17 protein-coding genes are annotated in these 24885 nt (G+C 51.3%); 7 read left to right on the forward strand and 10 right to left on the reverse strand.

Features of this window, described 5'->3' with window-relative positions:
- Both D568_RS20575 and D568_RS0117170 read left to right on the forward strand, forming a co-directional pair.
- A partial coding sequence (locus D568_RS20575; RefSeq protein ID WP_020210841.1) for a tandem-95 repeat protein occupies positions 1-3773 on the forward strand: 3773 nt, incomplete at its 5' end.
- Between the two features lie 5 nt (positions 3774-3778).
- Positions 3779-4108 (forward strand): hypothetical protein, encoded by a 330-nt coding sequence (locus D568_RS0117170; RefSeq protein ID WP_026287119.1) that lies wholly within the window; start codon positions 3779-3781, stop codon positions 4106-4108.
- Between the two features lie 37 nt (positions 4109-4145).
- Here the strand turns inward: D568_RS0117170 and D568_RS0117175 are convergent, their stop codons facing one another.
- The 6 genes from D568_RS0117175 to D568_RS0117200 form a co-directional block, all read right to left on the reverse strand.
- Positions 4146-6065 carry a bifunctional diguanylate cyclase/phosphodiesterase gene (locus tag D568_RS0117175; protein ID WP_020210843.1) on the reverse strand — a complete coding sequence of 640 codons (1920 nt, stop codon included), beginning with the start codon at positions 6063-6065 and terminating at the stop codon, positions 4146-4148.
- A gap of 33 nt (positions 6066-6098) precedes the next feature.
- Complete coding sequence (locus D568_RS0117180) at positions 6099-6803, reverse strand: transglutaminase-like cysteine peptidase (RefSeq protein ID WP_020210844.1); 705 nt, start codon at positions 6801-6803, stop codon at positions 6099-6101.
- Positions 6804-6844: 41 nt separating this feature from the next.
- Entirely contained in the window at positions 6845-7060 is a 216-nt protein-coding gene (locus D568_RS0117185) for a hypothetical protein (RefSeq protein ID WP_020210845.1), read from the reverse strand.
- A gap of 41 nt (positions 7061-7101) precedes the next feature.
- Positions 7102-8322, reverse strand: coding sequence for a ribonucleotide-diphosphate reductase subunit beta (locus D568_RS0117190; RefSeq protein ID WP_020210846.1), 1221 nt, complete (start codon positions 8320-8322; stop codon positions 7102-7104).
- Positions 8323-8383: 61 nt separating this feature from the next.
- A complete protein-coding gene (locus D568_RS0117195; protein WP_020210847.1) occupies positions 8384-11311 on the reverse strand; it encodes a ribonucleoside-diphosphate reductase subunit alpha in 2928 nt (975 codons plus the stop codon).
- Positions 11312-11831: 520 nt separating this feature from the next.
- Positions 11832-12668, reverse strand: coding sequence for a porin family protein (locus tag D568_RS0117200; RefSeq protein WP_020210848.1), 837 nt, complete (start codon positions 12666-12668; stop codon positions 11832-11834).
- Between the two features lie 135 nt (positions 12669-12803).
- Between D568_RS0117200 and D568_RS0117205 the strand changes: the two genes are divergently transcribed.
- From D568_RS0117205 to D568_RS0117215, 3 genes are all read left to right on the forward strand, one after another.
- Positions 12804-13694, forward strand: a complete 891-nt coding sequence (locus tag D568_RS0117205; RefSeq protein ID WP_020210849.1) for an AEC family transporter — start codon at positions 12804-12806, stop codon at positions 13692-13694.
- A 70-nt stretch (positions 13695-13764) separates the two neighbouring features.
- On the forward strand, positions 13765-14625 hold the full coding sequence (gene purU / locus D568_RS0117210; protein WP_020210850.1) for a formyltetrahydrofolate deformylase: 861 nt from the start codon (positions 13765-13767) through the stop codon (positions 14623-14625).
- A gap of 188 nt (positions 14626-14813) precedes the next feature.
- Positions 14814-16994: a methyl-accepting chemotaxis protein gene (locus tag D568_RS0117215; protein WP_245551654.1), complete on the forward strand. Its 2181-nt coding sequence runs from the start codon at positions 14814-14816 to the stop codon at positions 16992-16994.
- Positions 16995-17089: 95 nt separating this feature from the next.
- Here D568_RS0117215 and D568_RS0117220 read toward each other — a convergent pair whose 3' ends face one another.
- Positions 17090-18817 (reverse strand): sodium:solute symporter family protein, encoded by a 1728-nt coding sequence (locus D568_RS0117220; RefSeq protein ID WP_020210852.1) that lies wholly within the window; start codon positions 18815-18817, stop codon positions 17090-17092.
- A 2-nt stretch (positions 18818-18819) separates the two neighbouring features.
- Entirely contained in the window at positions 18820-19086 is a 267-nt protein-coding gene (locus tag D568_RS0117225) for a DUF4212 domain-containing protein (RefSeq protein WP_020210853.1), read from the reverse strand.
- A 252-nt stretch (positions 19087-19338) separates the two neighbouring features.
- On the opposite strand from D568_RS0117225, the gene D568_RS0117230 reads away from it, so the two are divergent.
- On the forward strand, positions 19339-20643 hold the full coding sequence (locus D568_RS0117230; RefSeq protein ID WP_020210854.1) for an alkaline phosphatase: 1305 nt from the start codon (positions 19339-19341) through the stop codon (positions 20641-20643).
- Positions 20644-20660: 17 nt separating this feature from the next.
- On the opposite strand, the gene D568_RS20580 is transcribed toward D568_RS0117230, so the two are convergent.
- On the reverse strand, positions 20661-22007 hold the full coding sequence (locus tag D568_RS20580) for a YihY/virulence factor BrkB family protein (RefSeq protein ID WP_020210855.1): 1347 nt from the start codon (positions 22005-22007) through the stop codon (positions 20661-20663).
- A gap of 120 nt (positions 22008-22127) precedes the next feature.
- Between D568_RS20580 and D568_RS20585 the strand changes: the two genes are divergently transcribed.
- Positions 22128-22952, forward strand: coding sequence for an ATP-grasp domain-containing protein (locus D568_RS20585; RefSeq protein ID WP_020210856.1), 825 nt, complete (start codon positions 22128-22130; stop codon positions 22950-22952).
- On the opposite strand, the gene D568_RS0117245 is transcribed toward D568_RS20585, so the two are convergent.
- Entirely contained in the window at positions 22949-24823 is a 1875-nt protein-coding gene (locus tag D568_RS0117245) for a cation:proton antiporter (protein ID WP_020210857.1), read from the reverse strand. The two genes, D568_RS20585 and D568_RS0117245, sit on opposite strands and share 4 nt — an antisense overlap.
- Positions 24824-24885 lie beyond the last annotated feature (62 nt).

The raw sequence follows: 24885 nt of genomic DNA on the forward strand, positions 1-24885 counted from the left end.
ACAGCGCCAGCACCGCGGAAGACACGGTGCTCACGAGCAGCGTGGATCTGGATGCGAACGACACGGACCTGGATGGCGACAGCCTGAGTGTGGTGGCGGGCACGTTCACCACGAGCGAGGGCGGCACCATCGTGATCGCCAGCGACGGCAGCTACACCTACACGCCGGCGGCGAACTTCACCGGCACCGACACGGTGGACTACACCGTGACCGACGGCAGCCTGACCGATGTGGGTACGCTGACGATCAGCGTGACGTCGGTGAATGATGTTCCAGTAGCCGTTGATGATGTCATTGTAGTTTCAGCGGATACCACTTACCTGAACGGGGACGTAAGTTCTAACGATACTCAAAGTCCAGACGGCAACAACCTTTACGGTGTGTCTAGCGCTCCTACCAACGGCGTACTCAATTTTAATCCAGATGGCTCATTTACTTATACGCCGAACAGTGGTTACACCGGACAGGATAGTTTTGAGTATACGATTACCGATGCTGATGGCGATATTTCTACTGCAACAGTCAGTATCCTGGTGCCTGATCTTAACGATAACAGTGCTCAGGTGTATGAGGAGGCACTTGAGTCTGGCAGTAACAGCAGTAGTAATGCAGAGGTAGTTAGTGGCAACTTGTTGTCGGATGACAGCAACTTACCGGATAACCTATCTCTATCCGTATTCATTGCTGGTGGCAATGTGAACAATAGTGTGGCTGGGCAAACAACTATTACAACTGCCGACGGTAATGTTCTGCAGGTTAATACGGATAGCAGTTCGTCTGGCTTTGGTGATTACACTTACACCCTAGTGAATCCGGTTGACCACAACTTGGCCGAACATAATTTTGATACGGGCGGCGAAGGTTGGATGAACGAAGGTGGTGCGAGTTTGTATAACGGGCAGTTGCTCCTTAATCGAGACGGAACGGCTTCACGAGCTTACAGTTTTGGTGCTGGCATGGCAGGCGCCGAAATTGTGATCAGTTTTGACTTATACGTCGACGGCGGTTGGGAAACATCTGGTGGTGGTCAGGATTACCTAGAGGTTGTTGCCAACGGTAGTCAGGTGGGTGCCGTCTCTCCTGTGGATGAGTCTACTACGCGCGTTTCTGTAACGACAACGCTTGATGGAAATGGTGATCTTGCGTTGAGCTTAACCGCTGATACAACGGCCAATAACGAATATGCATTAATAGATTCTATTGTTATCTCCGCTGTGGAACAGGTTGATCGGTTCACTTACACATTGAGTGATGGAAACCAGTTCAGCGATAGCGCTTCGCTTGATGTTGCTATTGTGAATGACCGCACGGATGTTCCAAGAGATAGAGACGAAAGCATTGATCTTACTGAGAATCAGGATATCAGCTTAGGAGACTTCAATTTACTGGATAACACTGGTCCGCAGAGTGGTGTTGGATCGGTTACTGCCGTAACTGGTGGAGGTATCCGCATCAACGGAGCAGATGCGTCCTCAGACTTTACCTTTACTCAAGAGTCTAATGGTAGTGGTGAAATCGCTCATTTTATGATTACGCATAATGAGACATTACAATCCGCTGAGTTGGTGGTTTACGCCAATGGCAATGTTACTTTTATTAACGAAGAGGAACATTTGTTTGATTTTCTTGGTGCAGACGATAACGCAGAGCTATTTATTGACTATACCGTTAACACTTCCGGCGAAAACTTCAGCTCGACTGCAACGTTAAATATCGCTGGTGTAAATGACGCTCCTGTAGCTGAACCTGACTCTGGTTTAACCCGTGGTGGATTTGCCTCTGAGTTTTGGGTGTACAACGAAGGTGTGGATGGGCCTAACCTAGAGTCTGTCGCCCAAGTTATAGGTTTTACGGGGCGTGAATCTCCTGATGCCACATTTGTATCTACAGGCTTCAATTACAGTACTCGTTCGGGCGACTCAGACTATCGCGCGAATTTGGGAACGGGTAGTAACCTTGAAAGTTGGTTGGCAGATGGTGGTGACGAGGCCTCTGTAGTGCGTAATACAACGGAGAGCCGCGGCGATGCAATTGTTCGCTTTGCCGGTGTTTTTGATGTTGACACCGCAGGTACTTACACATTGAACATCACGCACGACGACGGGTTTGTGATCTTTATCGATGGTGTACAGACATTTACCGCTGACTTTATTACTTCACCTAGTAATTTCGTTGAAACAACAGAGTTGACTGCTGGTAGGCACGAGGTAGAGGTTTATTACTGGGATCAGGGTGGAGAGTACGTGTTCGATGGAAGCTTGTATGGTCCATCGGGGCAAGATGTATGGGCGCCAAGCAATGTTTCATATCGAGGAGCCCCGCATACTACGAACGAGGATCAACCCATCACCATCAACGTATTGGCAAATGATTACGACATAGACGGTGATAGTTTGAATGTTAGTGCAGTATCTAATGGTGCTAATGGGACGGTTACGACCAACGGTAACACGGTTACCTATTCGCCAAATCCGGGTTTCTTCGGCCAGGATTCATTTACCTACACCGTCACTGATGGTAACGGAGGCTATGATTCGATCAGAGTCCCGGTAGAAGTGCGGCCGGAAAACAATGCACCGGAGCTGGATTTGGACTCTGACGACAGCACTGCTACAGGTAATGCTTACCAAGCCTACGGGCAGCTCAATACCCAAGTGGCTATTACCGACAGCGATTTATCTATTAGTGATACTGATGCGTCTACTTTGCTTTCTGCAAGGGTGGAAATCCGTAATGCACAGGCCGGTGATCAGTTAAGTATTAATGGTTCGTTACCGAGTGGCATTAGTTTTAGCTATGACAGTGCAAATTTCGTAGCTACTTTGACAGGTAATGCTTCTCACGCAGCGTATCAGCAAGCTCTGAGTATGATGACGCTAAATGGTTCTGTCGCGTCCTCAACTGCTCGCGAGTTGGCGATTACGGTCAGTGATGGATTGGATGTCAGTGACGAAGCCATCTCTACCATAATTATATCGGATGATATCTATGGAACCGCTGGTGATGATGTTATTGACGATTCAAGCGGTTACCCTTTATGGCTTGCAAACACCATCTATGGCTTAGAAGGTGATGACACTATTTACGGTCAGTCTGATAGTGATCAAATCTATGGTGGTGCGGGTGAGGATACCCTGTACGGCGGCTCGCAAAATGATCAGCTTTTCGGCGGAGATGATAACGACACTCTGTACGGCGAGTCCGGCAATGACGAACTTCATGGTGGAAGCGGCGATGATATCCTCGAAGGCCAAGCTAACGAGGACACCCTTTATGGCGGCGATGGCGACGATACCCTGTCCGGCGGTAGCGAAATGGATTCGCTTTATGGTGGTGCCGGTGACGACACCTTGTATGGGGGCAATAACTCTGACGTTTTAGTTGGTGGTGCAGGGAATGATGTTTTATACGGAGGTAGTGAAAATTGGGGCGGTGATATCTTCGAATGGTCATTGGCTGATGTTGGCGCATCGGGTCAACCAGCAGAGGATGTAGTGGCTGATTTCAACGTAAATCTCACCGGAGAAACATTAGACTTAACGGATCTTTTGTCTAATGGTTTAGCGGGAGGTGATTTATCTTCGTATATGAATTTCTCTGAAGGAGCGAGTGGAGAGCTGGTAATTCATATAAGCTCACAAGGTAATTTGGGTAGCGATAATTACACACAACAAGACCAGCAAATCACGCTTAGTGGTGTAAATTATGTGAGTACCGAAGCGGTGGATATCATGAGTTCTTTGTTAGCTAATGGGTACTATTCAGTAGAGTAATGACCATGTACGTTAAGCGCGATTCTAAAGGGTTGATTTCAGCCATAAGCCGAGAAGCCACGGATGGCTTTTCTGAATTACTGCCCGCAGATGCTCCTGAGCTTGTGAGTTTTATGCGTACCCTACAGCCCGAGGCCTATCAGTCGCTACTGGATAGCGATCTACAGATGGCTCGGGTTATGGAAGACGTGATTAATCTGCTGGTGGATAAGTCCATAATTCGTTTTACAGATTTACCCGATGCCGCTCAGGCTAAATTACTGCAGCGAGAACAGATACGTGAACGGTTGCATAGCTTAAGTTTTTTCGATGACGAAGACACTGTAGGGCTTTAACCCTACAGTGTCTGTCTCTTGTGGCGCTGTGTTCATTTCAGCGGATGCATGGGCCTGTGAATGCATCAATATTCAATTTATTTAAAGTTTCCTGTTCTTTCCCACTGACCACTCCTTCTGCAATCATTATGGTTCCCAGTGAGTGACCAATACCGCACAGGCTTTGGATAAAAACGTGGTTGGTTGGATTGTTATGACAGTCGCGAATAATAGCGCTGTCTACTTTAAGGTAATCTAAACCTATTCCTTCCAATTCCCGTATTTTGGTGAATTCGAGGCCAACATGCTTCAGGCCAACCTTACAGCCTAATTGTCTCAGTTCGGTGGAAAAATTCTTTAATTGTGGCAGGTGACGTATGGCGCAGCTCTCTGGAAATTCCAGCCAAAGCTGATGGCAGATGCCTGTGTGTCGCTGTAATAAAGCTCGTACCTTAGTCCGAAAGTCAGCGTCACATAATGAACTCTCGGATATGTTTACAGCGTAGTGCTCGCTGTTTTGTTGAATACTCGACAATGCCTGGTTGATCACTAACCAGTCAATATGAGGCAACACGCCTAACCGTTTGGCCCAGCCGACAAAATATCCTGCACTTTGCCACTGTTGCTCCAGGAATAATCGAACCGGGCTTTCCCAGTGGAGTAAATCGCCGTTCTGGTGACGCACCGCAAACTCGCCCAGGCGTACCCCATGTTGATCCATTGCGGTGTGAAGGGCATCGCGCCAGTCATTGAGGTTACGCTGTTGGCTCATGCCCTTTATGGCCACTTCTACACCACGATTTCCACGCTGTTCCGCTAATGCCAGCAGTCCATCGAGAGTGGCCAGTATTTGGCCATGAGGCAAGTTACTGTCGAGCAGCGTGGCGGCTATAGGAGTACTGACATCGACATCTTTCCCTGCGACTTTTTCGTTAATCAGTTGATGCGCGGCCGTAATGATTTTATTGCTTAGGATTTTAGCGGTTTGCTCCAGGTTGTCGTGATAGGGAGCAACGATAACAAAATCGGTTCCGTTTAATCGTCCGGCTATGGCATTGGGGTCATCAGAAAACGAGTCAAGTTGACGAGCCAATAGCGTCAATAAGGCATCGGCTCCGTTGCGCCCCAACGATTGATTGATTTCATTGAGATTCAGCAGTCTTACCATGTAAATAGCATTGTCTTGGGCGGTTTCCTCTCGCCCCAGGATGCTGTCTAGCAAATTTAAAAAATGGTTGCGGTTGGCCAGACCGGTGACCTCATCTTGCTGTGTTTGGGTACGCAAACGTTCCAGTTTTTCGGTTTCTTTCTCTAGCATGGCTTTAACGCTGGCAGACAGTTTATTCATAGCGCGCACCAGTTTGCGAAACTCCTGCGTACGCGGTTCGCTGGAGGTAACAAAATGGCGCTGACCAATGGATTCTGCCTGATTCACTACCCGGCCCAATGGTCGAGTGATGATTTTGAGTGCCATGGTTCCGATTAAGCCGCAAATAATCCCGGCGACCATTAACCACACGAGCAGTTTAAGGCTGCTGTTCCAGAGCTCTTGCTGAGCGTAACGTGAGTGACTGAGCACGTGAAGCGTGGCGAATTGCTGCCAGCCATCCTGAATTTGAGCGATACCCGGCTGCACTTGAATGTCGAGCAAGCTGGCAAACCAGGTGGGTACTGTTTGATCCGAACTCTGTGCCTCATAGTGCCGTTCGACAATGATGTTTCCCTCTGGGTCGAGCAGGCGGATGCTTTGGTAGTGCCCGCTGTCAAACTGGGCACTGATCAACAGCTCCAGGGTGACGGGATCCTTGTCCATTTGCGTAATCGATAACGCGAGAGAATTGGCGTTATCGATATTTTTAAGTTGCAGTTGCTGCTCTAGGTACTCTCGGGCGGTTAATGTGCTGATAAAAAAGCTACCACTTAGCGCCAGAATGAGAGTCAGGCAGATGCCTATCCATAGCTGTTTAATAAGCGACATAACGCTTTACCTCTTGACTCTTGTGGGAACTGTTCATAATGTAAAACCTTCAGCTTGCATTCGTTGTAATACATCGCGCCAGCGCGAAAGGCGGGCGGTAGGGTCGGAAGTGGATTTGCTGCCGCCAAGCCAAAGGCCCTGGCTATTAAAGCTGAACACGGGGGTTAAATCGGTTCTTTGGCTGGCAGGAAGTATCTTGGGGATCAAGTTATCGAGAATTAATGGCTCATCATTGGGTGTGGCAAAATAACCCAGCACCATGTGCGCTTGCACAATGCCACCGGTATTGGCGCGTACGTAAATTAAGCGCAGTTTTTCGGCTGGAATGCCTAATTCTAATAATGAAAAATATTTAGCAATGGTGTAATCCTCGCAATCACCGCCACGCACGCCCATGGTTTGCAAGGGTGTCGCCCAGTAATCTTTTTCTTTCCACAAAAGGCGGTCGTCGCTAAAGGTGAGGCCTAGATTAAAAAATTGATTAACGTTCTTAAGCTGATGTTGAGTGTCGGTGTTTTTTTGTGTGTCAATTAAATTAAACCACGCACGAAGGTATTGGGCACCTTCTTCGCCGTAGGTGGAGAGCATCAATTCAGTTAATTTATTCTGCTGTAGCGCGTAGGGAGGAACGGCGATTACTGTCAGAACTATAATGGTGACAGCACGCCAAGCACTTTGCTTCGCCCAGCGAATGACTGGCAGAAGATTGGGGTGTTTTTGGAGGTTCAGCCGCTTCAAACCATCAGTCGTACATTGTGAGTGTTTGGCGAGTATAGCAGTTAGTGAAGTGTACGGCGCTGTTTAGACGTAACGGAAGGGGGCGTCTTGGTACAAGGTTTATTGGCGGTGCTGTTTGGCGATGGTGATTGCTGTAATAAATGGAGCTGACGCTTTAAGCGCGCTATCACTTTAGCCATGATTTCGGAGGTTTGCTCAAGCTGATCCAAAGTGAACAGCAACTCTTCCGGGTCGGGTTTTTTCTCTGTTTTATCCATGGTTTTTCCAGAAAAAACGGCCCCGTAGGGCCGCTTGCGTATTAATCCCAGCTTAGGGCACCGCCTGTTTGGTACTCAATAACACGGGTTTCGAAGAAGTTTTTCTCTTTGCGCAAGTCCATGATTTCGCTCATCCAGGGGAAGGGGTTTTGCGCACCCGGGTATTGCTCTTTAAGGCCTACCTGCGCCAAACGGCGGTTGGCGATAAAGTGCAGATACTCTTCCATCATGGCAGCGTTCATGCCCAGAATGCCGCGTGGCATGGAGTCGCGTGCGTAGGCGATTTCCAGCTCGGCACCTTCTACCACCATTTGCGTTACCTCTTGTTGGAACTCGGCGGTCCACAGGTGGGGGTTTTCCAGTTTGATCTGGTTGATGATGTCGATACCGAAGTTCAGGTGCATAGACTCATCGCGCAAAATGTATTGAAACTGTTCGGCCACACCGGTCATTTTATTGCGACGGCCCATGGACAGAATCTGGCTAAAGCCGCAGTAGAAGAAGATACCCTCTGTCACTACATAAAAAGCCACCAGGTTACGCAGTAACTCTTGATCGGTTTCGGCCGTACCCGTGGTAAAGGTCGGATCGCCCAAGGCTTGTGTATGTTTAAGGCTCCAGGCGGCTTTAGCGGCTACCGAGGGCAGTTCGCGGTACATGTTAAAGACTTCGCCTTCGTCCATGCCCAGCGACTCAATGCAGTACTGGTAAGCGTGAGTGTGAATAGCCTCTTCGAAAGCTTGGCGCAGAATGTACTGGCGGCACTCGGGGTTGGTAATAAGGCGGTAAAGCGCCAGTACCAGGTTGTTGGCTACCAAAGAGTCGGCGGTCGAGAAGTAACCCAGCGAGCGCATCACAACGCGGCGCTCATCTTCGGTCAGGCCTTCGCTGCTTTTCCACAGTGCGATGTCTGCGGTCATGTTGACCTCTTGGGGCATCCAGTGGTTGGCGCAGCCATCCAAATATTTTTGCCAGGCCCAGTCGTATTTAAACGGTACCAGCTGATTCAGGTCGGCGCGGCAGTTGATCATGCGCTTGTCGTCAACCTCAATACGCTGGGCGCCCATTTCCAACTCTTCCAGCCCGGGGGCAACGTCCAGGTGCTCCAGCGATTCGCGTGCGGCTTTTACCACATCGCTGGCTGGTGTGGCTGCTGTCGTTTGGGGGGCTGCTTCGGGCTCTGGTGCTTTAGGTGGCGCGACGGGCGCGGTTTTTTTCTGTTGTACGGATTCTTCGGTATTAAAATCGTCCCAGCTCAACATGGTGACAGTATCCTTTAACGTTTGTGCATGTTCGCCCGACCGGGGTCGGGCGGCTAGAAAATTACTGACAGGCTTCGCAGTCTGGATCGTCCAGTGAGCAGGCCTGAGGCACAGGCGCCGCTTGCGGCTCGGCGGCGCTGGCGCCCACAGGTGCGGCACTGGGTGCAGCAGAGCCGCCACCGGCGGAGACCGCATTCAAAGAGCCTGTGCTGATGGTGGACTTTTCCGTGGTGGTAGCGGCCAGGGCACGCAGGTAATAGGTGGTTTTCAGACCCTGGAACCACGCCATGCGATAGGTCACATCCAGTTTCTTACCATTGGCGCCAGAGATGTACAGGTTCAAGCTCTGAGCCTGATCAATCCACTTCTGACGGCGGCTGGCGGCTTCTACGATCCAGCGTGGTTCTACCTCAAAGGCAGTGGCGTACAGTTGTTTGATGTCCGCAGGAATGCGGTCAATTTTCTGCAGTGAGCCCTCGTAGTATTTAAGGTCGTTGACCATGACGCCATCCCATAAGCCTTGTGCTTTAAGGTCACGCACCAGCGATGGGTTAACCACGGTAAATTCGCCTGACAAGTTCGATTTTACGTACAGGTTTTGATACGTAGGCTCGATGGACTGGCTCACTCCGGTGATGTTGGCAATGGTCGCGGTAGGGGCGATGGCCATCACGTTTGAGTTGCGCATGCCCTGGGTTTTGACTTTCTCGCGCAAGCTATCCCAGTCGAGGCGTTGGGTACGGTCTTGCTGAATGAAATCGGCGCCGCGTTGCTCGGCGAGCGTTTCAATGGAGTCGATGGGCAGTTGGCCCTTGCTCCACAGAGAACCTTCGAAAGTGCTGTAACGGCCACGCTCGACGGCGAGGTTTGAAGACTCTTCGATGGCGTGGTAGCTGATGGCTTCCATGGATACATCGGCAAACTCAACCGCTTCGGGCGAGCCGTAGGCAATGTGCTGAGCGTAAAGCGCATCCTGAAAGCCCATCAGGCCAAGTCCAATTGGACGATGGCGCAGGTTAGAGGTGCGCGCGGTGTCCACGGAGTAGTAGTTAATGTCGATCACATTATCCAGCATGCGGATGGCGGTTTTCACAGTAGCCGCGAGCTTTTCGCGATCTAACTGGCCGTCCACAATGTGCTGCGCCAGGTTGACCGAGCCCAGGTTACATACGGCAATCTCTTCGTTAGCCTTGGTGTTCAGGGTGATTTCTGTACACAGGTTTGACGAGTGCACTACACCAACGTGTTGCTGTGGGCTACGCAGGTTGCAGGCGTCTTTAAAGGTGATCCAGGGATGGCCGGTTTCAAACAGCATGCCCAGCATCTTGCGCCACAGGTCTACGGCTTTGAGTTTTTTGTGCAGTTTGATTTTGCCTTCACGGGCCAGTTGCTCGTAGTGGGTGTAGCGCTCTTCAAATGCGGTGCCGAACAAATCGTGCAAGTCGGGCACGTCGTTAGGCGAGAACAGGGTCCACTCTTTATCTTCAAACACACGCTTCATAAACAGGTCGGGAACCCAGTTAGCGGTGTTCATATCGTGGGTACGGCGGCGGTCGTCACCGGTGTTTTTGCGCAGCTCCAAAAACTCTTCGATGTCCATGTGCCAGGTTTCCAGGTAGGCACAGACGGCGCCTTTGCGCTTACCGCCCTGGTTCACCGCAACGGCGGTATCGTTAGCCACTTTTAAGAAGGGTACAACACCCTGAGAGCGACCGTTGGTGCCTTTGATGTAAGAACCCAACGAGCGCACGGGAGTCCAGTCGTTACCCAGGCCGCCGGCGAATTTACTCAGCATGGCGTTGTCTTGCATGGCGCCATAAATGCCGTGCAGGTTGTCCGGTACAGAGGTCAGGTAGCAAGAGGACAGTTGCGGACGCAAAGTACCTGCGTTAAACAGCGTTGGGGTTGAACTCATGTAATCGAATGAGCTTAACAGGCGGTAGAACTCGATAGCGCGTTCTTCACGATTATCCTCCTCCACGGCCAGGCCCATAGCCACGCGCATAAAGAATACTTGTGGCAGCTCAATGCGCACATCGTCGCTGTGGATAAAGTAGCGGTCGTACAGGGTTTGCAGGCCGAGGTAGGTAAACTGCAGGTCGCGTTCTGCCAGCAGGGCTTCACCCAGTTTTTCCAGGTCAAAGTTCAGCAGCTCGGGGTCCAGCAGCTCCAGCTCTACGCCTTTGCGGATATACACCGGCAGAGCGCGGGCGTAGTAAGTTTCCATATCGGCTTGCGTAGCAGCATCGGCAATACCCAAAAAGCCCAGTGCTTCGGCGCGCAATTTGTCCAGCAGCAAGCGTGCGGTGGCGTAGCTGTAGTTGGGTTCTTTTTCGACCAGAGTGCGGGCGGTGATCACCAGCGAGGTGTTTACATCTTTCAGAGAAACACCGTCGTACAGGTTACGCATGGCTTCATCGAGAATGGCTTTCTCGTTGACATCTTCCAGGCCCTGGCAGGCTTCGCTGACCACGGTGCGCACGCGCGCCATATCCAAAGGTGCGGTGCTGCCGTCGTCCAAGGTGATTTGCAGGGTGGGGTAATCCGGGTCTTCTTGTATTTCGGTAGCTGTGCCGGGCGTACTCTGAGCACGCATGCGAGCGTGCTCTTCGCGGTAGAGTACGTAGTCACGAGCTACTTTGTGTTCGCCAGAGCGCATTAAAATCAGCTCTACCTGGTCTTGAATGTCTTCAATATGAACCGTGCCGCCAGAGGGCATACGACGTTTAAAGGTCGCGGTAATTTGCTTGGTCAGATTGTCGACGGTTTCGTGCACTCGGCTGGAAGCTGCCGCAGTGCCACCCTCAACGGCAAGAAACGCCTTGGTCATAGCAACGGCGATTTTACTCACGTCAAAAGGGACGACGGTGCCATTGCGTTTTATCACGCGCAGCTGGCCCGGAGCGGTGGCTTCCAGGTCATGCTGGGTATCGGCTGGAGCGCCGGTTTGCGTCTTATCGACTTGGGGCAGGTCAGTTTCTGTATACATTAAGTTCTCCGCGAAGGTCCCTGTCTATTTAGAATGACCAATTCGATCAGGCTAGGCTGCCTGGAATGGCCTATATCAAGCGTGTTGTATCGGTTTACTGCGCTTCGCCTAGAGATAAGCGGCGAAGATACATCGGATTTGAGGCGACTGACTTAAGAGTCTCCCCTTAGGCTGATGACAGCCTGGATTCGTGCTGTAGACTTCGGGCGGGTAGCGTGGGCCACTAACCTTAGCAGGCTTAATAGTCAATAGTGGCCGACGATTCTAAAACCCTATATATGGGTGTTTTGCCGAAGCGGGATACAAGATAATGCGGTTTTGGGGCGATTGCAAGTGAAGAACCAAGGCCTTTTCTTGTGGATAAGGTGTGGGTAGGTACCGCTGTGAGCGATCACTAACTTTGTGTGCCCGTGTAACCCTGAGGGGGTGGACACTGAGGGGGCGAGCCCCTCAGATTAGAATAAATTTTTATGACAATCGTGTTGGTTATTCAACAGAATCAATTGGACGAACGGAGGCTTTAGAAGCGCATAACGGCGTAAACGGTTGGCCCCTCAAATAGACTGTCAAATGAGCTGGTTAGACGATCGCCATGCTTGGTTAGGCCGTAATCAATATAGCGGTAACCAGCGCCTAAGCCGAGGTTGCTGGTTAAGGCATAGTCAATTTCGACCTCCAGCGCGGTGAGGTCGCCTTCATAGTCATCATAATCTAGAGAGAGCCATCCCACGGTGGAAGAGACTTCGATTCGGTTGGTTACGTTCCACTGCCCAAATAACACAATGTTGGGTAAAGGAGCGGTTACATCACTGGATTCTGACCCCAGTGACTCACTTTGCTCATTCGCCAGCAAGGTGGCATCTATGTCCATACCAAATTTGACGACATGAACTCCAAGGCCTGCATCTATTTTGACGGTTTCGGTTTTATAGAGTTGGTAGCCTAAGTTGAGGATATAAAGGTCCGCGTTAAAGGTTGAGTCGACTTGAAGGTTCCCGTCCACCGATTCAATGTCCGTAGGAATATCGATATCGCCAAACTCAAAGTAGAAGTTGCGGTCAATGCTGCCCTGGCTATCGAACTGAGAAATATTGCCCCACAGCTGCCAGCGCTCGGAAAATTGCCACGTACCGCTAAACCAAAAGTTGGTTTCGGAGTCGTTGTGCCCAAGTGTCTGCAAGCTCAGGTCGGTACCTTCGCCGCCATCGCGTGCGGCGGACACTGTGGCATCGGTGGTTTGAGCAAAAGCGCCGAGCTTCAGCTCTATATTGGTATCATCGGCTCCTGCTGTTGATGAGAGCAACGCAGTGACGAAGAAAGCTGTGAGTGAAATTAGCGGTTGAAGCGTCTTTTTCATTGGCCTGTTACTTCCTGTTACTGAAATCATCGGCTCATTGTAGGGTAAATTTGCGCAAAACACCCATTTGATTCACGGGGGGAGCGGAAGGTTACATGGTAGTATGGGCTAAACCTCCTTTCTTACTGTGTTTCTATGCTGTTACTCACTCTCATGCCCGTGTTGGCACCGGTTTTTATTGCTACGGCTATCGGTGTGGTTTGGGCGAAAAGCGGCGCCGAGTATCCGTCGGATTTTATCGGTAAGTTGGTGATGAATATCGGCACCCCGTGTTTGATTGTCTCGTCTTTGGCGCACACCGATGTAGAGCTTGCCAGTATTTCCCGGGTGGCTTTGGCCGCCGCGCTGACTATATTTTTTACCGGTATTATCGGCGCCGTGATTTTGCGTTTGTCGGGGCAGCCGCTGGCGACCTATTTACCACCGTTAATCCTTCCTAATAATGGCAACATGGGGTTGCCCGTTTGTCTGTTCGCGTTTGGCGATCAGGGCCTGGCGCTAGCGCTGGGTTATTTTCTGGTTATGGTGCTCAGCACCTTTACCTTCGGTATTACCCTGGTGGCCGGTTCCGGCGATTGGCGGCGTACCGCGTCGCAGGTGATTCGCCAGCCCGTGCTGTGGGCCATGGTGATCGGTATCGCCGTGTTGTTAGCGGACGTCGGCTTGCCCAAATGGATCGCTAATACCGTGGACTTATTGGGTGGTTTTGCCATTCCCCTGATGATGATTACCCTTGGTGTCTCGCTCGGGCGTTTGAAAGTTAAACGCTGGCACCGCAGTGTTATTTATAGTGTTTTACGTATTGGTGGCGGCTTGCTGGTCGGTTGGGTAGTCGCATTAGGTTTGGGGTTAACCGGTGTGGAACGCGGAGTCGTGCTGCTGCAGTCAGCCATGCCAGTGGCAGTGTTTACCTACTTGCTGGCCCTTAGATACGAGCGTGACCCTCAAGAGGTGGCGGCGATGGTGGTTGCCTCTACCGTACTGGCGTTTGCGGTTTTACCGGTGATTTTATGGTGGCTTTTATAAGCCAGCTCCGGTTGCGAGTTTTCAGCGCTTGCTATAGGCTTGGCGCGGCAAAAAACCGATGGAGACCGGCATGGCCAGTGTGCGAGAGATAGTGTTGACTTTCAGTTGCCAGGATAGCCTTGGCTTAGTGGCAAGGGTTGCGACTTTATTCGCCGAACGCGGCTTTAATATTAGCGAGTCCTCGCAGTTTGAAGACACGGATGAAAAACGTTTTTTTATGCGCACGGTGTTTGAGTGTCCGGCCGATACCTCACTGCCAATGGTGGAGCAGATGTTCGCCCCGGTTGCCGAGCAATACAACATGGATTGGCAGGTCAGCGACAGCGACTGTAAACCTAAAGTATTGATTGCGGTTTCGCAGTGGGGACACTGTTTGAGTAACCTGCTGAACAGCTGGAAAGTGGGTTCTTTGCCCGTAGATATCGTCGGCGTAGTGTCTAACCATGAAGTTATGCGACCGCTGACAGAATGGTATGAGTTGCCTTTCCATTATTTACCCATCACCCCGGACACTAAACCGCAACAAGAAGAAGCCATTTTTGAGTTGATGCAAAACTCTGAAGCAGATTGTTTGGTGCTGGCGCGCTACATGCAAATTTTGTCCGATGACTTGTGCCGTAAGCTGGAAGGCAGAGCCATCAATATTCACCACTCGTTTTTACCCGGTTTTAAAGGCGCGCGGCCCTACCATCAGGCCTACGAACGTGGGGTAAAACTTATTGGGGCGACGGCGCACTATGTAACCGCCGACTTGGACGAGGGGCCGATTATCGAGCAGGCGGTGGAGCGCGTATCCCACGTGAACTCCCCTGATGAGATGGCCGAAATTGGCCGTGATATTGAAGCGGTAGTTCTCAATCGCGCTTTGCGCTGGCATGCCCAACACCGTGTGTTGCTCAATGGCAGCAAAACGGTCGTCTTCAGTCGTTAAGCGTTATCAATTTTAATACTGCAATTTAGCGCCCCTTATTGGGGCGTTTTGCTATACACTGGTACGCCGCTTGCGTGCTGTTGGTGCGTGCACGCCTCAATATCCCTTCTTGCCCCTTGATTTAATCCGTAAAACTTGGCGCATTTTCTGCTGTTTCTTTTTTGCCTTATGGGGCTTTGAGCCCTGACATGACGACCATTAAGAGTCGCTACCGCAGAGAAAAAGCCATGAACTTACACAGTGACAGAATGAATCTTTCTGCCAGCGAAAAAAGCTGGCTTAACTGGTTTGGGGTTAACGGCAAGCTCAACATGAGTTGGTCTTGTTGGTTAAACCGTAGCCGTTACGCCTTGATGGAACAGGCGTTTGAATCCATCGCCAATACCCGAATTCGATTGATGCACCAATGGGTGGAGTCCCAATGGCGACACCTTGATAGCGTGGCAGCACGGCTGGGGCAGGACGACAGCGACCCGGGCGGAGTTTTACCGCGTCAGTTGCAGCGTATGAAAGACTGCTCCGAGCTGTTTTTAATTGACGCCACCGGCGAGGTAGTGGAAACCACCTATCCCGCGCATAAAAATGCGCGGGACTTGAACAGCAAAGCGGTCGCCTCGGGCTTAGCCGAGCCTTTTTTGCATGGCCCCTATGTGGACAAGCTGACCGAAGCCATTGGCCCATCCAGCTCTAAGTTTCACGATGCCGTCACCATGATGTTCTATTTGCCAGTGACACTGGCTAACGGGGCCCCTGGCAGTTTGTGCGCGCGTTACCCTAATGACGTACTCAGCGATTTGATTCAACGGGAAGCCGGGCATATTTTTACCGAGTCCGGTGATAACTATCTGTTTATGGTGGAATCTAATTTTGATTCGGCCGTGCAGCCAGGCACGGCGCTGTCCCGTTCGCGTTTTGAAGACAGCACCTTTTCCCACGGTGAAAATTTAAAATCCGGTATCCATACCGCTTACGGTACGGTCAGTGTGCGCGAGCATACCGAGTTTGAAATTCGCTTTACCGATCCTGCCACCGGCCAACTGCATCCGGGCGTGCGTGAAACCATGCGCAACGGCAGTAATTTGTTTGTGACTTACCCGGGTTATTCCGATTACCGCCATATTCCGGTTATTGGTAAGGGTGTGACGTTTAGCTTAAAAGGCTCGCCAGATCGCTGGGGCATGATGTGTGAAGGTGATCTTGAAGAAGTGTATCGCTTTCGCTCGGTCACCTACTTAATGATGCGCTTGTATATTTTGTCGGTGTTGGTTGGGTTTGGCGGTAACGCGCTGTTGCACGCTTATTCTGATTTGCCTTTGTGGGGTATCAATCTTGCCACCGGTGGTTTGCTGGTCGCGGCGGGTATGTTCTTTCGGCAGCGCGGCCCCAGGCGCCTGGCGCGGCGTATTGGCAAAATGACGGAAATGATTCATACCATCGCCGAGGGTGGTGGTAACCTGCGTCAGCGTTTGGATACCAAGCGTTTGGCCGCCGACGAAACCGGCGATTTGGGGCGTTGGACCAATAGCTTTATCGACAACCTGGATAACATTGTCGGCGAAGTGATCGGCGCGGCTCGGGATGTTAAAAGCAACAGTGACCAAATGATGAACCGCAACGACGAGGCCCGCGAAACGTCGCAAACCGTGTGTCAGTCCATTGAGCAAATGTTGCACTTAATCGAATCGCAAATAGGGGACATTACCACCGCCAGCGAAACCGCTGATCGCATGAAGCAAACTATGGATGAGGTGGTAGAGCAGGCGCGGGAGCAATTGGCCGCGGTACAAACAGGCACCCAGTCGATTCGCTCGGTGGTGGAAACCTCGGCGCAAACCATTCACAGCCTTAATGCCCAGGCCAGCGAAATTGCCAGTATGGTGACGATGATTGGTGGTATTACCGAGCAGACGAATTTACTGGCTCTGAATGCGGCCATTGAAGCGGCGCGCGCCGGGGAGCATGGTCGGGGCTTTTCTGTGGTGGCCGAAGAGGTTCGCTCGCTGGCGGGGCGCACCGCTAAAGTGGCCGATGAAATCAGCCATAAAATTTTAACCATTCAGTCCGAGTCGCAGGAAGCCGCGCGCTATATGGAAACCAGTATTGAGGATGTAGACCGCGGCTTAAAACTGGCCGAAGCGTCCTCGTCCGATAACAGCGAACTGCATGAGATTGTGGCGAATATGTTTAACGCGATTCAGCAAATTGAACAAAGCAGTCGCCAAAGCGGCGAACGGGTACGGGAGGTGGCCAGTTCCAGCGGCACCATGTCGCAGGTGTATCGAGTGTTGCGGGGCAGCTCTGACCGACTGCAAAACACGGCCGTGACTTTGCACCAATTGGTGGATTCTTTTCAGGTCTCGGTGCGTTAACGCCGCTGCGGTGAGAGAATAAAAAACCGGGCTATCGAGCCCGGTTTTTTTATGCCTTGGTTAAGCGTTACCCATTTATTAGACAGGCAGGAAAGCTAGTGTGGTGCAGGCGGAGCGGTGGGTTCGCCCAGTTGCTCAGGGTAGCGAATGGATTCCACCATCTCTTGCACGTCGGCCGGCGCGGGTTTGGTAAAGCTCCACACTAGCAGTGCAACGGCTACGTTAATCAGCATGCCCAGAGTGCCGATCCCCTCGGGAGAAATACCCAGCAGCCAGTATTCGGCGGTGTTGGGTAACAGGGGCTCCATAAAAATGCCTTTGAACACGAAAATGTAGGTGGCGGTAAACAAAATACCCGTCACCATGCCGGCAATTGCGCCCTCGCGATTCATGGACTTAAAGAAAATACCCATGATAATCGCGGGGAAGAAACTGGACGCCGCCAAGCCAAAGGCAAAAGCGACCACCTCGGCAACAAACCCCGGCGGATTAATGCCCAGATAACCGGCTACGGTTACCGCGACGGCGGCGGCCAACCGCGCAAAGAGTAACTCCTGCTTTTCGGTGATATTGGGCATTAAATTTCGCTTCAGCAAATCGTGGGAGATGGACGTGGATATCACCAACAATAGTCCGGCGGCGGTGGACAGCGCGGCGGCCACCCCACCGGCGGCAATCAGAGCGATAACCCAGGCGGGAAGCTCGGTGATTTCCGGTGTGGCCAACACCATGATGTCGCGGTCAATGGTCATTTCATTGCGTTCATCGCCACTGTAGAACATCCGGCCATCGTTGTTTTTATCTTCCCAGCTGACAAGGCCGGTGGTTTCCCAATTAGAAATCCACTCGGGTGCCTCGCTGGCAGCCACGCCTTGCGACTCGGGGCCGTTGATGGTGTCCACCATATTGACCCGCGCAAAAACAGCTACCGCTGGCGCCGTGGTGTATAAAATGGCGATAAAAATCAGCGCCCAGCCCGCGCTCTTACGGGCATCACGCACCTTGGGTACGGTAAAAAAGCGCACAATCACATGAGGCAGGCCGGCCGTTCCCACCATCAGGGCGGCGGTAATAAAAAACATATCGATGGTGGATTTTTTCCCTTCGGTATAGGCGTTAAAGCCCAGCTCCGTACTCAGTCCGTCTAGTTTATCCAGAAGAAACTGGCCGCTGCCATCGGTGACCGTGCTGCCCATGCCCACTTGCGGAATAGGGGAGCCCGTCATCATGATGCTGAGAAAAATGGCCGGTACCATAAAGGCAAAAATCAACACACAATACTGCGCCACCTGAGTGTAGGTAATACCTTTCATGCCGCCGAGCACAGCGTAAAAGAACACAATGCCCATGCCGATAATAATGCCCCAGGTGATGTCCACTTCAAGGAAGCGGGAGAACACCACGCCCACACCGCGCATTTGTCCGGCAACGTAAGTGAACGAAACGAATATTGCGCAAATAACCGCGACGGTTCGCGCCGTTTGGGAGTAATAGCGGTCGCCGATAAAATCCGGCACGGTAAATTTGCCGAATTTACGCAGGTAAGGCGCTAAACACAGCGCTAACAGCACATAGCCGCCGGTCCAGCCCATCAAATACACACTGCCGTCATAACCCGAGAACGAAATAATTCCGGCCATTGAGATAAATGAAGCGGCACTCATCCAGTCGGCGGCGGTGGCCATACCGTTGGCAACCGGGGGCACATGGCCGCCGGCCACGTAAAACTCTTTCGTGCTTGCCGCGCGTGCCCACACTGCAATACCAATGTACAGCGCAAAAGTAATACCGACGATAATAAACGTGAGGGTTTGTACATCCATGGTTACTTCTCCTCAACGCCGAATTTGCGATCCAGCTGATTCATAACCCGGACGTAAACAAAAATTAAAACCACAAAGGTGTAGATTGACCCTTGCTGGGCAAACCAGAAGCCGAGCTTAAAGCCGCCCAGTCGTATAGCGTTCAGTTGATCGACAAATAAAATGCCGGCGCCGTATGAGACGACAAACCAGATACTGAGCAAAATTAATAGCCAGCGGATGTTTGCACGCCAATAGGCCCGCGCCGCATCTTGAGAGGCGAAACTCATAGTAGGTACTCCACATTATTCTTATTAAGTGTTCGTTTACACTAATTGACTTGTCAGGGAAGAGCAAGTAATCCGTTACAAGGTTTTTTAGTGGCCTTTTGCGTGAATCTAGACGTTTGCATTTATGGTGCTCTGGTTAAACTTTGTTCGATATAAGTGGTGTTGGGGCTCCATCGACTGACTGAAATTGTTACAACGATGTCACTTAAACCCTTTACACTATGCCCCTACATTTTTGCTGGGGAAGTGAATATGAAATGGTTTGTCGCTGCCTGTATGGTGACCAGTTGTACCTTCGCTCAGGCGCAGAACATTATTTTTGTGATTGGTGACGGCATGGGGATGGAATACCTATCCGCTTATCGGCATTTTCAGGATGACCCGACTACCCCAGAGCTGGAAGCCACCTGGTTTGATCGTCACCTGCAAGGCAGCGCCAGTACCCACCCCGACGATGTCAATCAAGTGACCGATTCGGCCGCCAGTGCCACGGCTTTGGCTGCGGGCATTAAAACCTACAATGGCGCGATTGGTGTGGACCTTAATAAACAACCCGTCGAAACCTTACTGGAGCGGGCGAAGAAAAAGGGCTACCAAACGGCTATGGTTGTTACCAGCCAAATTAATCATGCCACACCCGCAAGCTTTGCGGCGCATATAGACAGTCGAAATAAGTACAATGAGATCGCCGACCAGTACATTGATCGCCGTTATCAAGGTAAACCCTGGGTCGATATTTTGTTTGGCGGCGGCCAACGGTATTTTTTACGGGACGACCGCAATCTGGTTACAGAGTTTGAGTCGCTGGGTTATACCTATGCCGATACCTATGACGGTGTGGCAGCCATTCAAACGCCCCCTGCGTTAGCCCTGCTGGCGGATAAAGGGTTACCTTTTCGTATCGATAGTGACGAGCCGCGCCGGTTGGCTTTTTTAACCGAAACAGCCTTGCGCCTGCTTGACCCCCAAAAGCCATTTTTTATGTTGGTAGAAGCCAGCCAGATTGATTGGTGCGGCCATGCCAATGATATCGCTTGTGCCATGCACGAAATGCGCGATACCGAGGAGACCCTGAAACTGCTGAGTCGTTATGTCAGTGAACAGCCTGATACGTTGGTGGTGGTCACCGCTGACCATTCCACGGGCGGTTTGAGTATGGGCAGCGACGGTGACTATCAGTGGCGAGCTGATGTCGTGAGAGGTGTAAAGGCCTCAGCGAATGTGATCACGCAAACGTTATTAACGGCTTCGGATTGGTACGCAAGCTGGCAATCATTAACCTCTATTCAATTGGATGAGAGCGAGCAGGCGATACTTGCCCAAGCGCGTTTAAAAGTGCTGCGCAGTGAGGCAAAAACAGCAAAAAATAACGCTACAACTGAGCTTAGAGAGCAAGTATTAGCCGCTATTGATAAAGCCAGTGTGACTGGGTGGACGACGTCGGGCCATACCGGTGGTGATGTAGCGGTAATGGCCATGGGCGTTGGCGCTGAGACATTTGCAGGGCATAAAGACAACACGGACTTGGCCAAAATGCTTTTTGATCGGTTGCCTTAGGCACTCGTTGACGCTGCTTACTGGCGAACCCAGTCGGACAGCGTCATATCTGCGAGTTGGTCTTTGTGGGATGACTCAAACCTCAGCATCATCGCGTTGACAGCGGCATCATTTTGCAGCGAAGACGGTAGTAGGGTTTCTTCAACTCGGATGGCCTGAAAAATTTCATAAACGGTTATGTGATCCAGCGAGCGAGCCGGAATCAACTGGTTGGCGTCGGTGCCAGAAATTTCAACCAGCTTGTGTTTAAGCAGTTTTTTTATCATTCGTTGTATGGTTTCTGGTCCAACCGATAAGCTGGATTCCATTTTGGCGATGTATACCCCGCCGCCGTCACGATCAAACTGCTTTGCCACGCGATGCATGATGGCAAGCCCTGTTAATTCATCAATTCGCGCTGATGGCTTGTTGATCCGTGTGCGGGTAATCTGTTGGGCGTGCTGCGAGTAAAACGCAACCGATGAGCCAATCAGTAAAATCAACCAGGCTAAATAAAGCCAGATTAGCAATAAAATACCCACCGCAAAACCCGAGTAAATCGCGGTGTAATTGGTGGAGTTAGAAACAAATAAGGTAAAACCAAAAATAGAGGTTTGCCAGATAATACCGGCGACCAAACCACCCAGAAAAGCATGCCGTAATTTGACCTTGGTGTTTGGTATAAACGTATAAAGGAAAGTAAACAGGCCAATAATAATGACGTAAGGCATGAGTTTACTGAAAAAGCCAAACGCCCAGCCTAAGGGCGCGAAAGTAATGGCCTGCTGTACCGCGCTACTGTTGACCAAAGCGGCGGTGGCTCCCATGGCGCTGAAAACCAGCAGGGGGCCGATCATAATAACGCTGAGGTAGCTGCTAAAGCGCTGCGCCAGCGATCGACTTTCACTGACCCGCCAGATCTCGTTAAACGAGCGCTCAATTTTTTGAATCAGTGATATGACCGTATAAATTAACAGCCCCAACCCCACTGAACCCAATACGCCGACCTTGATGTTATCGACAAAGCCAAGAATGTTATTGACCACGACCGGGCCGCGGTCGCCCAGAGGGGCCGCTACAATATTTTGGAGTAGGGGCTCAAGCTGGTTGTGCACGCCGAACCCTTTAAGAACGGAGAAGCTCAGGGCTAAAAACGGCACCAGCGAAAGCAGACTGGTGTAAACCAGGCTCATGGCGTGCAGGTTAATTTGGCCGCGTAGCACATCGCGAATGACGGCGACTAAAACCCGGGAAATATGCCAAAAGTTTTGATGCACTTTTGAGCGGTGGGCGCTTTCTACCTGCCATAACCATCGGTCCAGTCGTTTAAAGGCCGACTCAAATTTACTGCTTAATGATGGTTGTTGACCAGCTGGTTCAGGCATGACGCGCTCCTTCTGTGTAGCTGCTCAGCATAGCGAACCGCTACCGGCCCCTGCAAGCGTAAAAATGCTTGCGCGGTTAATGAAACTGAGTAATATCCGCGTTTTTTTGAGACCTTGAGAATGATCTCATTCAATGCTTTTCGCACCCTTGGACTTAGCAATGCGACGTTTATTAAGCCCGAGCTGTATTTGCAGCACAAAGAGTTGTTAAGTCAAACAGATTGGGTGCTGTTTCCAGAATATTGGCAAGTGAATGCGCTGGTCTATGGCATGGGGTGCCGTATTTTTCCAAGCCTCGCAAGTTACGCCATTGGTCATAATAAAATTGAAATGACGCGGGCGTTTGAAATGGTCGCTCCCGCTTATACGCCCACCACCCTGATAGCCGCCAATACCGATACCGAAGCGGAGCGCGTGTGGCAGGCGATGGATTTACCGTTTGTGGTGAAGTTGCCCAAATCCAGTATGGGGGAGGGGGTCTGGCTGGTGGAAAGCCTGGTGGACTTCAATCGCTATCGAGCGCTTACGGATGTGATTTACGCGCAGGAGTACCTACCCATTGACCGGGATATTCGTGTGATTGTGGTCGGTACGCAAATGGTGGCCGCTTATTGGCGGCATCAGTCTGAGCAGGGGTTTTACAATAATGTGGCGCGAGGCGGTATCGTCGATCATTCGCCGGTGCCATACCAAGCGGTGCAGTTAGCCTTGCAAGTAGCGGCGCGTTTGGGGGTAGACCATGCGGGGTTTGATATTGCCATGGTGGGGGCGCACCCGTATTTACTGGAATTTAACCGACTGTTTGGCAACCAGGGAATTCCAGGTGGTGGTGCCACTTTAACCGCGGCCATTCGCGATTACCTGGCCCAGCAGGGGGCGCTCCCTGCTGATGCCAGAGTCTCATTCAGAGAGCCGATTGCTCTGACACCTGAAGTAGCTTCTTAGCTTTTCTCCTGAGTCTGCTTCCGCTCCTGGTTGTGCTCTTGGGCCAGCGCGTTCGGTGAGTTGTTATTCGCCTGAGCGCTGCGCCCCTCACGTACCAAACTTAGAATGACCCAACCACTGCCGGGCTTAAATTTTTCGTCCGCAAGGTACGGCTTTAACTTGCCGCGCTCGTTAATGCCAAACAGTAGCAGCGCTTCTGGATCTTGCTGACGTAAATTCTCAAAAGTAAATTCGTCGGTCAGTTTGGTGGTTTTGATTTCCGCCCCGGCGTGAATCAGGCTGGCGAGCTTGGCGTAGGTTAAGTCCGGGTTAAACAAAGGCGAGCCCTTTAGCTGATTCGATACCTGGTGCTTTTCCGATTGATTGGTGTCGGCACTGGTGCGCACGGTAAAGGTGCGATGAATACCAAATTCGCTGCGAAAGTGCATACCTGCAATCACATTCAATTCCCGCAGCGGCGACATTGCCAGCAAGTTGCCTATGCCGGTTAACTCCAGGCGTTGGCTGGCAAATTCCGATACTGGATTACCGTAAAAGGTTTTTAATCCCGCCATGCGGGCAGCGCGAATATTTTCCCAGTTGGAATCGCTGAGCAGCACCTGCATATCTTGTTGATGCAGGGCTTTGCCGATGGTGCGTGCTACCGAGTTGGCCCCCAGAATAAGTACGCCCCTTGGTTCAGGCTCGACAATGCCTAGCAGTTTCGCCAGTGGGCGCGATGTGGCGCTTTGGAAAATCACCGTGCCCAAAATCACGGCAAAAGTGAGGGGGACCAGCATGTCCGCTCCCTCATAACCCTGCTCTGCCAGGCGCAGTGCAAAAAGCGCCGAGACTGCAGCGGCGACAATACCTCGTGGAGCAATCCAGCCCAGTAAAATTCGCTCGCGGAACTTAATATTAGAGCGCAGGGTGGCTAAGGCGACAGAGACCGGGCGAGCAATAAATTGAATAATCAATAACAGTAGCAGCGGCGCGAGGGCAAAAATACTCAGCAGCTGTTCCATGGGCAGGCGCGCCGCCAAAATGATAAACAACCCGGAAATAAATAAAATGGTGAGGTTTTCTTTAAAGTTAAGAATGTTGTGAATGTGCACGCCGCGCATATTGCCAAGCCACATGCCCATGACGGTGACACCTAATAAACCAGACTCTTCAGCTAAATGGTTACAGGTGGTAAAGACCAAAAAGAGCAGGCTGAGGGTGGCTAAATTTTGTAAATACTCCGGCAGCCGTCGGCGTGATAAGACTTTACCCAACGCAAAGCCCGCCAGTGCGCCAATCGCAAGGCCGACAATGATAATTTCTAAAAACAGCAGTAAGCTCTGGCTAAAGGCTTCGCCCTGACTCTGGGTGACGATGAACTCGTAAACCACCACCACCAGCAGTGCGCCGATAGGGTCAATTACAATACCTTCCCAGCGTAAGATGTTCGCCACTCGTTCAGACGGCCGTACGGTGCGCAGCAGCGGTGTTACCACCGTTGGCCCGGTGACCACCATCAGCGCACCGAACAGAATCGAAAGCTCCCAGTTAAGGCCAAATAAAAAGTGGGTGGCAATGGCGACAATCAGCCAGGTAACCGGTGCGGCGACAGTAATCATGCGCCTCACCACGGTGGAAATGGTGCCCAGCTCTTTAAAGTTAAGCGTTAAGCTGCCCTCGAATAAAATAACGGCAACCGCTAGCGATACCAACGGGAAGAGTAAGTCTCCGAAAAGCTCATCGGGGCTTAGGACACCGCTTACGGGACCTAACAGTAAACCGGCAATCAGCAAAAATAATATGGCGGGAAGGCGCGCTTTCCAGGCGCCCCATTGGCACAATAAAGCGGTGATACCAATAATGGCAATGGCCAGGCCGGCATCGTGCATAGACTATCCTTTTGGGTTGGGTGAATCGCTACTCATCATAGCCGATAGCGTCTAAAATGGCG

The sequence above is a fragment of the Gilvimarinus chinensis DSM 19667 genome, assembly GCF_000377745.1.
Taxonomy (GTDB): Bacteria; Pseudomonadota; Gammaproteobacteria; order Pseudomonadales; family Cellvibrionaceae; genus Gilvimarinus; species Gilvimarinus chinensis.

Bases quoted from the DNA above. Each gene is read 5' to 3' on its own strand.
- D568_RS0117190 (WP_020210846.1), bottom strand. From the start codon at position 8,322: ATGTTGAGCTGGGACGATTTTAATACCGAAGAATCCGTACAACAGAAA.
- D568_RS0117230 (WP_020210854.1), top strand. From the start codon at position 19,339: ATGAAATGGTTTGTCGCTGCCTGTATGGTGACCAGTTGTACCTTCGCT.
- D568_RS0117220 (WP_020210852.1), bottom strand. From the start codon at position 18,817: ATGGATGTACAAACCCTCACGTTTATTATCGTCGGTATTACTTTTGCG.
- D568_RS0117205 (WP_020210849.1), top strand. From the start codon at position 12,804: ATGCTGTTACTCACTCTCATGCCCGTGTTGGCACCGGTTTTTATTGCT.
- D568_RS20585 (WP_020210856.1), top strand. From the start codon at position 22,128: ATGATCTCATTCAATGCTTTTCGCACCCTTGGACTTAGCAATGCGACG.
- D568_RS0117185 (WP_020210845.1), bottom strand. From the start codon at position 7,060: ATGGATAAAACAGAGAAAAAACCCGACCCGGAAGAGTTGCTGTTCACT.
- D568_RS0117195 (WP_020210847.1), bottom strand. From the start codon at position 11,311: ATGTATACAGAAACTGACCTGCCCCAAGTCGATAAGACGCAAACCGGC.
- D568_RS20580 (WP_020210855.1), bottom strand. From the start codon at position 22,007: ATGCCTGAACCAGCTGGTCAACAACCATCATTAAGCAGTAAATTTGAG.
- purU (WP_020210850.1), top strand. From the start codon at position 13,765: ATGGCCAGTGTGCGAGAGATAGTGTTGACTTTCAGTTGCCAGGATAGC.
- D568_RS0117170 (WP_026287119.1), top strand. From the start codon at position 3,779: ATGTACGTTAAGCGCGATTCTAAAGGGTTGATTTCAGCCATAAGCCGA.
- D568_RS0117215 (WP_245551654.1), top strand. From the start codon at position 14,814: ATGACGACCATTAAGAGTCGCTACCGCAGAGAAAAAGCCATGAACTTA.
- D568_RS0117175 (WP_020210843.1), bottom strand. From the start codon at position 6,065: ATGTCGCTTATTAAACAGCTATGGATAGGCATCTGCCTGACTCTCATT.
- D568_RS0117200 (WP_020210848.1), bottom strand. From the start codon at position 12,668: ATGAAAAAGACGCTTCAACCGCTAATTTCACTCACAGCTTTCTTCGTC.
- D568_RS0117225 (WP_020210853.1), bottom strand. From the start codon at position 19,086: ATGAGTTTCGCCTCTCAAGATGCGGCGCGGGCCTATTGGCGTGCAAAC.
- D568_RS0117245 (WP_020210857.1), bottom strand. From the start codon at position 24,823: ATGCACGATGCCGGCCTGGCCATTGCCATTATTGGTATCACCGCTTTA.